The organism is Psychrobacter sp. NPDC064578 (genome assembly GCF_044901245.1).
Lineage (GTDB): Bacteria > Pseudomonadota > Gammaproteobacteria > Pseudomonadales > Moraxellaceae > Psychrobacter > Psychrobacter cibarius_C.
In genome coordinates this window covers 128,156-142,096 of the sequence record NZ_JBJDPI010000004.1, presented here as the reverse complement: position 1 = coordinate 142,096, position 13,941 = coordinate 128,156, and the positions used below count along the sequence as shown (strand labels likewise).

At 43.4% G+C, this 13,941-nt stretch carries 10 protein-coding genes; 6 read left to right on the top strand and 4 right to left on the bottom strand.

The genetic code is table 11. From position 1 onward, the window contains the following. The first annotated feature begins 33 nt into the window (after positions 1-33). Positions 34-1,836 (top strand): hypothetical protein, encoded by a 1,803-nt coding sequence (locus tag ACI2JM_RS05915; protein ID WP_404642826.1) that lies wholly within the window; start codon positions 34-36, stop codon positions 1,834-1,836. Between the two features lie 149 nt (positions 1,837-1,985). Continuing rightward, positions 1,986-3,377 carry an adenylosuccinate lyase gene (purB, locus tag ACI2JM_RS05910; protein ID WP_404642824.1) on the top strand — a complete coding sequence of 464 codons (1,392 nt, stop codon included), beginning with the start codon at positions 1,986-1,988 and terminating at the stop codon, positions 3,375-3,377. Positions 3,378-3,501: 124 nt separating this feature from the next. On the opposite strand, the gene ACI2JM_RS05905 is transcribed toward purB, so the two are convergent. Beyond that, complete coding sequence (locus ACI2JM_RS05905; RefSeq protein ID WP_270894177.1) at positions 3,502-3,696, bottom strand: NF038104 family lipoprotein; 195 nt, start codon at positions 3,694-3,696, stop codon at positions 3,502-3,504. A gap of 156 nt (positions 3,697-3,852) precedes the next feature. Between ACI2JM_RS05905 and ACI2JM_RS05900 the strand changes: the two genes are divergently transcribed. Continuing rightward, positions 3,853-5,025 carry a JmjC domain-containing protein gene (locus ACI2JM_RS05900; RefSeq protein WP_404642821.1) on the top strand — a complete coding sequence of 391 codons (1,173 nt, stop codon included), beginning with the start codon at positions 3,853-3,855 and terminating at the stop codon, positions 5,023-5,025. A gap of 173 nt (positions 5,026-5,198) precedes the next feature. Here the strand turns inward: ACI2JM_RS05900 and ACI2JM_RS05895 are convergent, their stop codons facing one another. From ACI2JM_RS05895 to ACI2JM_RS05885, 3 genes are all read right to left on the bottom strand, one after another. Beyond that, positions 5,199-5,891 carry a 1-pyrroline-5-carboxylate dehydrogenase gene (locus ACI2JM_RS05895; protein WP_404642819.1) on the bottom strand — a complete coding sequence of 231 codons (693 nt, stop codon included), beginning with the start codon at positions 5,889-5,891 and terminating at the stop codon, positions 5,199-5,201. 11 nt (positions 5,892-5,902) lie between these two features. After that, the gene (gene putA, locus ACI2JM_RS05890; RefSeq protein ID WP_404642817.1) at positions 5,903-9,157 is read right to left on the bottom strand and encodes a bifunctional proline dehydrogenase/L-glutamate gamma-semialdehyde dehydrogenase PutA; all 3,255 of its coding nucleotides are present in this window, start codon (positions 9,155-9,157) and stop codon (positions 5,903-5,905) included. 744 nt (positions 9,158-9,901) lie between these two features. Next, entirely contained in the window at positions 9,902-11,197 is a 1,296-nt protein-coding gene (locus ACI2JM_RS05885) for an NCS2 family permease (RefSeq protein WP_055124161.1), read from the bottom strand. Positions 11,198-11,642: 445 nt separating this feature from the next. On the opposite strand from ACI2JM_RS05885, the gene tolQ reads away from it, so the two are divergent. The 3 genes from tolQ to ACI2JM_RS05870 all read left to right on the top strand — a co-directional run bounded on the left by tolQ (position 11,643) and on the right by ACI2JM_RS05870 (position 13,896). Further along, a complete protein-coding gene (tolQ, locus tag ACI2JM_RS05880) occupies positions 11,643-12,395 on the top strand; it encodes a protein TolQ (protein ID WP_404642815.1) in 753 nt (250 codons plus the stop codon). Between the two features lie 4 nt (positions 12,396-12,399). Further along, complete coding sequence (gene tolR / locus ACI2JM_RS05875) at positions 12,400-12,858, top strand: protein TolR (RefSeq protein ID WP_045446195.1); 459 nt, start codon at positions 12,400-12,402, stop codon at positions 12,856-12,858. 75 nt (positions 12,859-12,933) lie between these two features. After that, a complete protein-coding gene (locus tag ACI2JM_RS05870) occupies positions 12,934-13,896 on the top strand; it encodes a cell envelope integrity protein TolA (RefSeq protein WP_404642813.1) in 963 nt (320 codons plus the stop codon). Positions 13,897-13,941: the final 45 nt, after the last annotated feature.

The following is a 13,941-nucleotide window of genomic DNA, read 5'->3' as shown; positions in this document are numbered from 1 at the left end:
AATACAATGATTTGTCTTTTTTTAGGATACTGAATGACCGCTCGCCTTTTCGCCTTGCTGAATATCTCATTTTCTTGTTCGATATGGCTGAAGCGAGGTCTTACGCTTACGCTTATTGCTGCGTCATTTAGTGCACAGTCAGCACCAGCAGAGATGGGTAGTATCACGGTGACCAGCTCTAATGCTTCGACTGGTACTGCTTCTGGCATCTATATCGCAGCAGGTTCTGGTGCTACTGGTCGTTTTACTTTGGTGCGCAATGAAAATATTGGTTATAACAGTAATGCTGAGATAACACCATCTAGTGGTACGCGCACCAACGGCATTGAGATCAGGAATGATTCTAATACTAGTATTGATAGAGATCAATTTGAGTACACTTTTACTATTACGCCTAATGATAACGCCTCTATACATACCATAAAGATTGGTCAAGCCAGCTATTCAATGGGTGGTAACTCAGAAATTGCACGTCAAACGTTAAGTTTTACCCAAAATAGTCAAATTAGTCTACCTGCGCAAGCCACTATCAAAAACAACCCAAATGTCCCCTATTACTATAATGCAATGGGTGATTATTTTATGGGTACCAAACTTAATGCGACTCAATTGAATTCACAAAATGCTGTGTTCAACCCGCAGCTGCGTACCGATAGCTCAAATGTGAATGGTAGTGGTTTATATTATTATAATATTACTAATCTAGCGGGTGCTACTGGTAGCCAAAACCCATATACCCCTACCTTGAATACGAATAAACAAGTAAGCCTCAATTCAAATAACGGAGTTTTACCACCGACGCCAACTTTTGAAAATATTATTAAAAGTATCAATAATGACAGTACTTATTCTGCACTCTCACCTAATACCGCTATTTCCAATGGTGGTACTTATGTCAGTTATGGCATCGAAAACAGTCAAAGCAATTACGTGGTCGCGGTAAGAAATGCGAACGCCGTGACTTTGACCTATGAAGGTATTATGAATGGTAATATCGGCATTGCGCGTAACGTAGTCGGTGAAACTTTTAACGAATGGATCAGCTTTGGGGTAGAAAGTGAACCGTTGAATTATGTCTTTTCAGGCACTGTATTCAATGATAATGGCGGTATATATAACAATACCAACTTCTTCAATGGTACTTTTGACTCTGCTGAAAGTGGTATTGCAGGTAGCACAGTCAAGCTGGTTGACTGTACAACTAATGCGCCTCTTGAAACTATCAATATTCCTACTAATATTGTCGGTAAATATGAGATTAAAATACCTATCGCTTCTCTAACTGGCAAAAGTACTGTCTGCCTGATTGAAGAAAATAGTGGTAGCACTTATCCCATTCATACTACTAATGAAAAGACTGTTATTTCCTTGACTACTAACCAGTATAACTATGAAAATAATTACTTTGGCAGAGTGATTGATAAAAATGCAGCTTTAGTCCTTGAAAAAGAACAAGCACTTAACGATTGCAAAATCGCCTCATTGTTACCAAATCTAGAAAACAAGCTTGCCTATAGTAAAGCCGCCCTATCTGAAGTAATTCCAGGACAATGTATTGCCTACAAAATTACTGCGACCAATCGAGCCAACCTTAGTATCAATAACTTTGTTCTACAAGATGTCTTGCAAGAAAAAAATGTGAATGGCGCAATAGTGACGTCAAAACTTGCGAATCCAATCCATCAAGCAAGCGAATATGCCGCAGACAGCGTCGCTATCGGCAATAACGGTACTGTTAAAACGGTAACCTCAATTTTAGATCCAAGGACAAAACGTAGTTTTTACTTTAATACTAAGTATGGCACCACACACTCTAATACACCCGATACCCCTTAATAATAGCGTTATATGCATATTTTGATTCTATCAACGGCTACATTTGCTACACTACCCGTATTTTTTCGACCACAGTCTTATATGATGTGTTCATTTGTGTGATTTCACAGTTTTCATCACTTTTACTTTTTTAATTTAAAGGCATCATTATGAACTTACTTACCGCACTCTCCCCAATCGATGGTCGTTACGCCTCCAAAGCTGACAGCTTGCGTCCTTATTTATCTGAATTTGGTCTCATTAAAGCTCGCGTTACCGTTGAGATTCGCTGGTTACAGTCATTGGCTGATAACAGAGCTATTGGTGAATTGGCAGCATTTGATACCGATACCAATGCCTTTTTAAACAGTATCGTTGACCACTTTAGTGAAGCAGATGCCCAAGCCATCAAAGACATCGAAGCGACGACCAATCATGATGTAAAAGCAGTCGAGTACTTCATCAAAGACAAGTTCCGTGGTCAGGCAGCGCTTGAGGATTCATTAGAATTTATTCATTTTGCGTGTACCAGTGAAGATATCAACAACTTGTCTTATGCGTTAATGCTAAAAGACAGCCGCGAGATTGTGGTTGCGAAGATGCAGCAATTGACTGATAGCATCGTTGATTTGGCGATTGCTCATGCTGACCAACCCATGCTATCACGCACCCATGGTCAAACCGCTAGCCCAACGACGCTAGGCAAAGAAATGGCAAACGTCGCTTATCGCTTAGCCCGTCAAATCAAGCAAGTCGGTCAAGTAGAGCTATTAGGTAAAATCAATGGCGCGGTTGGTAACTATAACGCTCATTACGCCTCATACCCTGACGTTGATTGGCAAGCACATGCAGAACGCTTCATTGATGAAAGCCTTGAGCTGACTTTTAACCCTTATACCACGCAAATTGAGCCACATGATTATATCGCTGAGCTATTTGATGCCGTCAAACGTTTTAATACCATCCTAATCGATTTTAACCGTGATATTTGGCAATACATTAGCTTAGGCTATTTTAAACAGCGCCTAAAAGATGGCGAAGTTGGTTCTTCTACCATGCCGCATAAAGTGAACCCGATTGATTTTGAAAACTCTGAAGGTAACTTGGGCGTTGCTAATGCCATGCTGGCTCATTTGGGTGAAAAACTGCCAATTTCACGTATGCAGCGTGATTTATCAGACTCTACCGTACTTCGTAATATCGGTGTTGGTCTGGCACAAAGCATGATTGCTTTTGATGCTTGTTTAAAAGGTGTCAGCAAACTTGAATTGAATGCCCAGCGCTTAAACGACGATTTGGATAATGCACAAGAAGTATTGGCAGAGCCGATTCAAACCGTCATGCGCCGCTATCGTGTTGAGAACCCATATGAGAAGCTTAAAGCTCTGACTCGTGGTAATGCTATGACTCGCGAAGCCATGCTGACATTCGTTGAAAGTGATGAGCTATCTGCGGTGAGCGATGCGGATAAAGCGCGCCTACGTGAGATGACACCAGCCACTTATATCGGTAATGCGGCGGAGCAAGCGCGCACGATTAAAGAGTGGATTGCCAAGATTTAACTGGTAACAATCTTATCTTTATAAAATGTAAAAAAGATATAAACGAGCATTCATTTATATCTTTTCAAAAAACCTTACTCTAAACACTATGATTTTTTAAAATACATAGTTAATGGGTGAGGTTTTATTCTTTATCCTCTTTATCTTTTTTATCACTGCTATCACCCGGTATGATCGCTTTGGTAACAGCAACAGTGCCTTTAACGACACCTTTAGTGGTTTTGTAGGCGACTTTTACAGGTACGGTAACGATTTTATGCACACAAGCTTGCAGCATAAACATACTGGCGATGATGACGATAAACTGTAATTTTTTCATAAATTTCCTACGGATAATGAGAGGCACTGATGGCTATATTTTGACCATCAGCTAGACGCTAATCATAAACCAATACACGTCAGCTATAAAGCACTGTTCTAGTTTTATATTCTGTCTATCTTGATATCCTTTCTACTTAAACACACGGATCTACCCATGACTTCTATACCGCTTTGTTTACCCGACTCTATCACGCCTGAACAATTTTTAAGCGAATACTGGCAAAAAAAGCCACTCTTAATTAAACAAGGCTTACCACAGCTAATTGGCATGTTTGAACCTGACGACATACTCGGTCTAGCCCTAGAAGAAGATGCTGCGGCGCGCTTACTAACTCAAGCAGCAAGTAAAAAAGAAGGTCAGGCGCAGTGGCAACTTAAGAAAAGCCCGCTGAGCGAAACTGATTTTGAGAACCTGCCAGAACAGTGGACGGTACTGGTGCAGAATATGGAACAGTGGTCACCTGAGCTTGGTCAATTGTGGCAAGCCTTTGACTTTATTCCACAATGGCAACGTGATGACATCATGGTTTCTTATGCGCCAAAAGGTGGTTCAGTCGGCAAACACTATGATGATTATGATGTGTTTTTAGCGCAAGGGTTTGGGTCTAGACGTTGGCAACTGGGCAAATTCTGTGATAAAAATACTGAGTTCGTCGCTGATGAGCCGATACGCCTATTTGATGATATGGGTGAGATTATCTTTGACGAAATACTAGAAGCGGGTGACGTGCTTTACGTACCACCGAAGCTGTCACATTTTGGTGTGGCACAAGACGATTGCTTAACCTTTTCATTTGGCTGCCGTCGTCCCAACTTGATGCAAATCATCGATAGCTTGGCTGATATTGCCACCAACGACAGCGATTTATTTATCCCAATGCTGTTGCCACAAGCGCTGCAAGCATCAGGTGAATTGCAAGCGAGCAGCATCAATGCGATCAAAGATCAGCTATTACAAATGCTACAGTCTGAGCGTGGTGATGATATCATTAGTCAAGCAGTTTCTGAAGTCGTCAGCAAACGCCAGTATGATGCGCTGATGCCAGAAGAAACGCTGGATACCGATGAGCTCATGCAAGCTCTTGCAGAAGGTGCCACCTTGCAAGCGGATTATAGCAATCGTTTGCTCTATAGTCAGACTAATGATGGCATTGTGCTATATGCCAATGGTCAGCGCATTGACGGGCTTGATGATACAGCAGTAGCGGTATTGGTGCGTTTGGCTAATGGCGAACACCTAAATAGTCAAGATGTCATCGATGTTGATGCAGATGATTTGAGCGAATGGCTAGAGAACGGCTGGGTGTGGATTGATATTGCTGAATAACATCTATTAATCAGACATTAATCAAATAACGCAAATAAAAAACCGCTATCTGACAATTACTCAGATAGCGGTTTTTTCTTATAAATCGTATTTGGTATTTATAGCTACACCAAACACTGCTTAGCACTTATCAAAACAGATATAAGAGCGGAGCGGATTTGTAATTAATACGGTTATTCTGTACCAAGTTCAAGCAAACTTGCATTACCACCGATCGCTGTGGTATTGATTGTTTTGACACGCTCAGTGACAAAACGATGTAAATAATCAGGCGTTAGCATCTCTGACAAGCCTTTCATATCGGTGACGCTGATGACTTGCGTTAAGATACCGTCTGTATTGGCAAGCTCTTGACTGATAGTCTGCACTTCGCTTCGATTGCCAGAGACTGCAACCTGTGCCAGACGATCGATATATAAAAGCGTGACGGTTTGCGAGTCATTCGCCACACTCAATACATCTTCGCTGATACCTGTATCATATAATATCTTGGCAGCTTCATTGCACATCTCATCTTGGCTTGGGCAATGCAATATGACTTCATTACCTGTCAATAGTGCGGCTACCAGCTGTCCCAATACCGCCATAGCTCTAGCAGATTCACCACCAACAACCATCGTCTTACCACGACCAGTGACATATAGATCGTTGGACTCACCAGTTGCACCAGTCATGCGATGCACCTCATCCAAGCTAGGCGCGGCGCTCAATAGACGATTGAACAAACGCTTTGCTTTATTGGCATCACCAGTCAGCAATGCCAACTTTGGAATAGCCGCTTGCAGATATGTTGCGCGATTCACTGCACCAAGTAATCGCCAAGATTCACAAACCTGGGCATGATTTTTTTTGAATTCAGTCGCCATGTTGCTACTCCTTATGCGAGTTCTGTTTGAGTGGTGGTTTGGGTAGTGGTATTAGCAGTTGTCTGGTTTCCGCTATTTGACTCTGAGCTAAGCTGCATCAAACGTGCGACATAATGCGGGCCACCAGCTTTAGGACCCGTACCAGACAGACCACAACCACCGAATGGTTGTACGTTTACGACGGCACCGATTTGGTTGCGGTTGATATAAGTATTACCTACAAACGCACGGCGCTCGATGTACTCAACGGTATTTTCGATACGGCTATGAATACCTAGGGTCAAACCAAAGCCTGTCGCGTTGATGGCATCAATCAGCTTATTCAGATCACGTGCTTGATAACGCAGTACGTGCAAAATTGGGCCAAAATGCTCACCACCGATCACGTCGATACTTTTCACTTCGATCGCTGTTGGCAATACAAAGGTAGACTGTTCTTGACTGACAACTGAGCTTGAGCTCATTGGCGTCTGTGCCAAGATAGTCGCCGTTGGCTCAGCGTCCATACGCTCGATATGCGCTTCAAGACTACGTTTGGCATCCGCATCAATCACTGGACCCACATCTGTAGCAGCATATAAAGGATTGCCGACCGATAGCTCAGCCATATTACCTTGTAATAGCTCAATTAAATTATCAGCCATTTCTTCTTGCACGCATAATATACGACAAGCTGAGCAACGCTGACCTGCTGAACCAAATGCAGATAAAACAGCGTCTCTAACCACTTGTTCTGGCAATGCCGTTGAATCAACAATCATAGCATTCTGACCACCAGTTTCGGCGATAAAGACAGGTAGCTCACCACTGGCTTGGGCATGATCATTTAGGCTTTGGTTAATACGTTGAGCCGTTTGGGTTGAACCCGTAAATATCACACCTGCTATATTGTCAGCCGCTGTCAATGCACCACCAACATCGCCAGCACCGATCACTAACTGTAAGGCTTGTGTTGGTACGCCTGCTTGGTACATTAGCTGAGCACCAAAATGGGCAATCAAGCTAGTTTGTTCGGCAGGTTTCGCCACAACCGTATTGCCTGCTGCTAGCGCCGCTACGATTTGACCAGTATAGATAGCCAATGGGAAGTTCCATGGGCTAATACAGACAAAGGTGCCACGTGCTTTATAAACTTGACGAGATTGCTTGCCAGCCAAATCGGTAAATTCATGCACGACATCGTCTAAACGCTCTGCTTCATCGGCATAAAAACGGCAGAAATCAACCGCTTCTTTGATTTCATCAATACCGTCTTGAAGGGTTTTTCCCGCTTCGATTTGGCATAGCGTCATTAGCTCAGCGTAGTTTTCTTCATAGAGATCCGCTATCTTACGCAATATTTCAGCACGCTTAGCAGCTGATACTGCTTGCCAGACACTTTGCCCTGCCACTGCAACATCGATTGCTTGACCAGCTATTTCAGCATTGGCATAAGTGACTTCACCAGCACTTACTTCGTGGTTCCAAGGTGCATGTACGGTTTGAGTCTCAAGCTTATGCGTTACGCCCTCTATTTCATATACATCAACTGCTTTGCCATTGACGATGGACGTCGCTGACCAAGTTTTATGCAAATGGCTATCGATAGCAGATTTAAAGGGCAGCCATTGTGACTCTACGAATATATTAGGGCCAAAACTGGCACGGCGCGCACCATAAATCTCTAACGGCAACGGAATCTCTGGATTGTGCAACGTCGCATTGGCCAGCAGCTTGTCATAAGGATGTACTGTTAGCTTCTCAATCGGATAAGACTTGTCTAGCAGCTGATGGACAAACGAGCTGTTGGCACCGTTTTCGAGCAAGCGACGTACCAAGTACGGCAGCAAATCTTTATGCGCGCCAACTGGGGCATAGATACGTACCGGAATTTGATACGCTTGTAAGATATGATCATAAAGCGCATCGCCCATACCGTGCAAACGCTGAAACTCAAAGTCTCTATGCTTACTCATGGTCATAATTGACGCTAGGGTGTGCGCATTGTGTGTCGCAAACTGTGGCCAAATCAAGCCGCGCAGATGATCTGATAATAAGAAACGCGCACAGGCAAGGTAAGCAGTATCCGTGCCTTCTTTGCGTGTCCAAACAGGATAGCCTGACAGACCTTTTTGCTGGGCAAGCTTGATCTCGGTATCCCAGTAGGCACCCTTTACCAGACGTACTGGAATACGATCTCCCACCTCAGTCGATAGACGAGCCAGCCACACCAAAATAGCGATGGCGCGCTTAGAGTAACCTTGCACGACCAAGCCAAGACCATCCCAGTCAGCCGTCAAATTGTCACGGTACAAAGACTCAAACAGTTTTAAAGAAATTTCAAGGCGGTCGGCTTCTTCGGCATCGATACTAAGATCCACATTGACTTCACGTGCCGCTTCGATGAGCAGTAAGCAGCGTTGACGCAATAAACCCATGACTTGGGCTTCTTGCGTGGCTTCATAGCGAGGGTGCAATGCTGACAGCTTAATAGATACTGATGGCTTAGGCATGCCTTCTTTGACTTTGATACTGGCAGTGGCTCTGATCGCATGCAGGTAGTCATTGAAGTATTTTTCAGCATCTTTATGCGCAATAGCCGCTTCACCGAGCATATCAAACGAATAGGTATAGCCTTTATTACGATAAGGTTGGCTGTTTTTATTGGCGTCCTCGATGGTCTCGCCCAATACAAACTGATGACCCATGATACGCATGGCTTTTTGCATGGCACTACGAATAACAGGCTCACCCATCTTTTTGGTCATGCGATCCAAAAAGCCTGATGCTGTGGTACTACTATCAATACTGACGACACGACCTGTCATCATCATGCCCCATGTCGAGGCATTGACCATAAAACCGTTGTCATTTTTGATGTGCTTTTTCCAATCAGCCACACTCATTTTGTCATGAATCAAGGCATCAGCAGTATAATTGTCTGGCACTCGAATCAAGGCTTCTGCCAAGCTCATCAGCAAGATACCTTCTTGGGTATCAAGACTATACTCAAGCAGTAACGAGTCGACCATCTTGACCGCTTTGCCATCATTACGTACATGCTCAACCAGCTGGCGCGTTTGCTCAGCAGCGGCGTCACGTTCTTCTGTACTAGGTTTAGCAAGTGGCAATAATTTGGACAACCAGCGCTCTTCATCAACGCTATACAACGGCGAAATACGGGCGTGCAGCGTTTCTGCCGACTGGGCAATATAATCTGGCGATAGTAAATCGACAGGATTAAACAAAATCGGCTCTTGCGGGGTAAACTGGTCTACTGGGTTCATAACAACTCCATAACTATCGTTTAAAAACCATCATAAATAGTGCTTTAGGAAGTCTGATCGTCTGGTATAACTAGCCATCACCATCATTCATTTAGATGATGGCTATCGATAGATACTTATAACAATAATCAAAAGTCCAAACGGCGCCATCACAAAACGAGAAAATCCAGCGTAGGCTGGAAGCGGTTAAGTAGGTCGTTCGACTGTTAAACGGGCTACGTTAACAATACAAAGGCAACAACGAACAGCTAAGCGGCATTAGTGCCTTCTTCTTGTTTGTAGTGAAAGGAGTGTGATGATCAGATATCGCTACATTAAAACGAAAAAATCGCTTTAGCAAAAAAATCTGCCATCTTGGGTGCTGCTAATTCACTGTAAGAAAAACCTCTACGGCGTTGATTGAGGTGATGCGCTTAACTCGGCTATAATATCATGAAAAAAATTTTCAAACTAACGATATTGCTTATTTTCACAAATTAATATATTTCTAAAAAACAATCAGTTAACAGCACTTTATCCCTTATGACGCACTGGTTATACTTTTCTATTTACTATTGGTGATTAATTGTTTTATTAAATCAAACACTTGAATAAATTTAGGGAAATTTGAGCCATTTTAAATCAAAAAAAACCCCTTTATCGTTTCCGAATAAAGAGGAATTTAACGTAACAAAACTCAAAAGCAGTAAAATAATATCGAAAGCAGTAAAGTAGTATCGAACGCTCACCGCATCCTAGTAAAACTTATAAAACCACCAACTTGGTCAGCAAAATAACGGTCAATACCCAAACTGGGATCGTGATTTCAGAGAATTTACCGGTCATCAGTTTTACCGCGGTAAAGGTGATAAAACCAAGCGCAATACCATCAGCGATAGAGTACGTCAGCGGGGTCAATAACAGAACAACCGCTACAGGAGCCGCTTCTGTCAAATCTTCCCAATTGATTTCTTTTAGGGTAAATAACATCAGTACCGACACATAGAAAATCGCGCCAGCTGTGGCGTAAGCAGGAATCATACCAGCCAATGGTGCAAAGAAAATACTCAGCACAAACAATACGCCAACCGTCACTGCCATCAGACCTGTACGACCACCTGATGCCACTCCAGAAGCACTCTCAATATAACTGGTGGTCGATGACGTACCCAACATTGCACCAGCGACCGTAGCAGTAGAATCCGCCAGTAACGCTTTGTCCATATTAGGAATATTGCCGTCTTTATCAATCAAACCCGCTTTATTGGCAATACCAACCAAACTACCTGTCGTATCAAATAAATCGACGAATAAGAAGGCAAAAATAACGCTGATCATACCAACGTCAAACGCACCCGCAATATCAAGCTCCATCAATGTTGGTGTGATAGATGGCGGCGCAGACATGATGCCAGCAAACTGTGTATGGCCTGTCAACAAGCTAATCACGGTGATAACCAAGATACCAATCGTCACGGCACCTGGGACTTTTTTATAGACCAAACCAATAATAATAAAGAAACCCAAGGCAGCCATCATAGGCGCAAATGAGGTCATGTCACCAAGCATCACCAATGTCGCATCACGACCGACAATGATACCTGAGCTCTGTAGCGCAATAAATGCTAAGAAAGCACCAATACCTGCCACAATACCCTGCTTAAGGCTGTTTGGAATGGCATTGATAACCCATTCGCGAATCTTAAACAAACTCAAAATGATAAACAAGCAACCCGATAAGAAAACAGCACCTAGCGCAGTTTGCCAAGCGTAGCCCATACCCAATACAACGCCGTAGGTAAAAAAGGCGTTCAAACCCATACCTGGTGCGAGTGCCACCGGCAGTCTGGCATAGATACCCATAATAAAGCAGCCTATTGCCGCTGCTAAACAGGTGGCAACAAATACCGCCCCTTTATCCATACCAGCTTCCGCCAATACGTTGGGGTTGACAAAGATGATATAAGCCATGGTCAAAAAGGTGGTTATACCGGCAAGGATTTCCGTTTTGACTGTGGTGTTTTCACCATTAATCCCAAAATAGCGTTCAATTGCATTCATAAGTGTCGCGCCCAGCTTGCTAGTGAAAGAACAAATTTATTGATGCCTAAAATAAATATGACGTCAGCCAATGGATGGCGACGTCATTATCAAAAGACAGCGGTAACAAGGTGCAACATTTTAGAGAAGTTGCGGTACAAATTCAATCATTACCAGTGCCTTATGGGTACAAACCCACCTTTTCAGTCAATTGAGACATAACAGCCAGACAATATTTCAGACATCCGCATATAAATTAACCTTATACTATGAATTGTACAAACAGCTGTTAATTATTTGGTATTTAACACTTTAACAAATGACCTTTTCAACATTTAGCAGTACACTAGGCGGCTGATAGCAATATGCATCATGACTGTCATATTATATTTTCGTTATTAAAGATCCTATCTGGTCTGCGTGTCGCGCCATGCCAGCTATTATTAATTACCCATGAGTCCCATACATGCCTGAATCATTAAATATTATCGACCTTATTACCCAAGCCAGTCTCTTGGTGCAGATTGTGATGGCATTATTGTTATTGGCGTCTTTACTCAGCTGGGTAATTATCTTTCGTATGAGCGCGCGGCTTGGTACGGCCAAAAATTTCGATCAACAGTTTGAAACTTGGTTTTGGTCAGGTGAAGACTTAGCCAAGCTTTACCAAGGCGTACAAGGTTCTCCTGAACGCCAAGGACTTGAGCAAATATTTTATGTGGGATTTTCTGAATACTTAAGAATGCATAAAAAGCGCCAACCCAAAGATGACATCATCGATGGTGTTGAGCGCAAGCTACGAGTCGGTTTAGGACGTCAACAGCAACTATTAGAATCAGGACTGACCACGCTAGCGAGCATTGGCTCAGTCGCGCCTTATGTTGGATTGTTCGGTACAGTTTGGGGCATCATGAACGCCTTTTTAGGGTTGTCACAAACGGAACAAGCGACCCTCGCCTCTGTTGCACCTGGTATTGCTGAAGCACTAATCGCAACCGCTATGGGCTTGTTTGCAGCGATTCCTGCCGTACTGGCGTATAACCACTTTACCGCCAAATCAAGCCGCCTTTATGACTCACGTGCTTTATTTTGCGATGAAATGACGGGCATGCTCCAGCGCGAGACCAGTGCAGAAAGCACTGTTGGTAGAGACGTTGGTAGAGACAATGTCGCTACGAGAGAAACGACAACTACGGCCAATCAGGCACAAGGACTATGAAATCATGAAACAGAGTCCCTATCGCCGTGAAAAAAAAGCGCTAAATGCGGAGATGAATGTCGTTCCTTATATCGACGTGATGTTGGTGCTGCTCGTCATATTTATGGTCACAGCGCCCATGCTGATTACGGGCGTCGATGTTGACTTGCCAAAAGAGCAAACCAATACCATGAGCCAAAGCCAACTACCCGTCATTGTGTCCTTGACCGATAGTGGCGATATTTTTATCAGTTATGAAGACAATGTTGACTTGCCTATCAGTGAGCCAGAATTGATTGATACGCTCGCCAATCTGCAAAGCCAAAGCAGCAATGTAGGCGCTCAGCCCGTACAAGTGATGATTAATGCCGATCAAAACAATCAATATGGCGCTATCATGACACTCATGGCCACCTTACAACAAGCAGGCATTCAAAAGGTGGGATTATTAACAGGCGCACCCTTGCCCACACCATCATTGTAATAAATCCTATTCCTCGCTCAGCTTGCTATAATAAAGTAGATAATTTGATGAACCTCGTCCTTGAGTATCTTTACCATGCATAATACTCCTGTCGTTTATGTACCGACCCAACCTGAAGGCAATGGGCTAACATTGCCTACGCTACTTAGCGTGCTGGCACATGGTCTCGTGATTGGGATACTCGTTTATACTTATCAACATACTAAAACCGACACTGTGGAAAGTATTGAGACGGTCATGGTCTCCCCTGAGCAATTGGCTGAAATGCAAGGTCAAATCCTTGCCAATCGTGCAGCGGCAGCTAGCGCGATGCAAGCTGAAACTAGCACAAGCAGTGCATCGAGCACCTCATCATCAGAAAGTTTTAGCGATAGCGCCAGTCAGCCAAACTCGCAGCGTGTGCCTGTCTTTACGCGCTCTAACGATTCTGCCAGTCAACCAATGCTGATGAGTGAAGAGCAGCATCAACGCTTACTTGAGCAAAACCAAGACTACGAACGTCGAATGGCAGAGTGGGCAGCACAATTAGATGAGTCGGTGACAGAAGAGCATGGTCAGGTGGAGCAAAACAAAAAAGAGCAGCTAATAGAAGAACAAAAACAGCTGGGCGATTTCCGTAATAAACAAAATAACCCGCCAAAGATTACACGCCCGACTGCGACTGATAAAAATTTAAAGATTAATACAGGTGATTCTGGTAGCGCAGGTCAGAGATACGATCTAGAAGCAGACGGCAACTCAACAACATCTAATGGTGGTAGTAGCAGTACCTCTCGTTCTACTGGTGAGTTCAAAAGTGCTATATTAAGTAAAATACAAAGCAAACTTGATACCCCAATCGAAACACAGGGTCTAACCACGTCATTGTCGCTCAAATTAGATACCAGAGGCAACGTGAAATCTGCAAAGGCTAGTGGTCCAAATGCTGTCGTCAACCAAGCAGTTGAACAAGCTGCACGCGCTGCTAGCCCATTGCCAATTGATTTAGACAATCCTGAAAGTTTTACAAATTTGACAATCAACGTTACTATTAATTGATTTTGCATAGCCTCTAATTCTATATCGTTAATGATTTTCTACTAT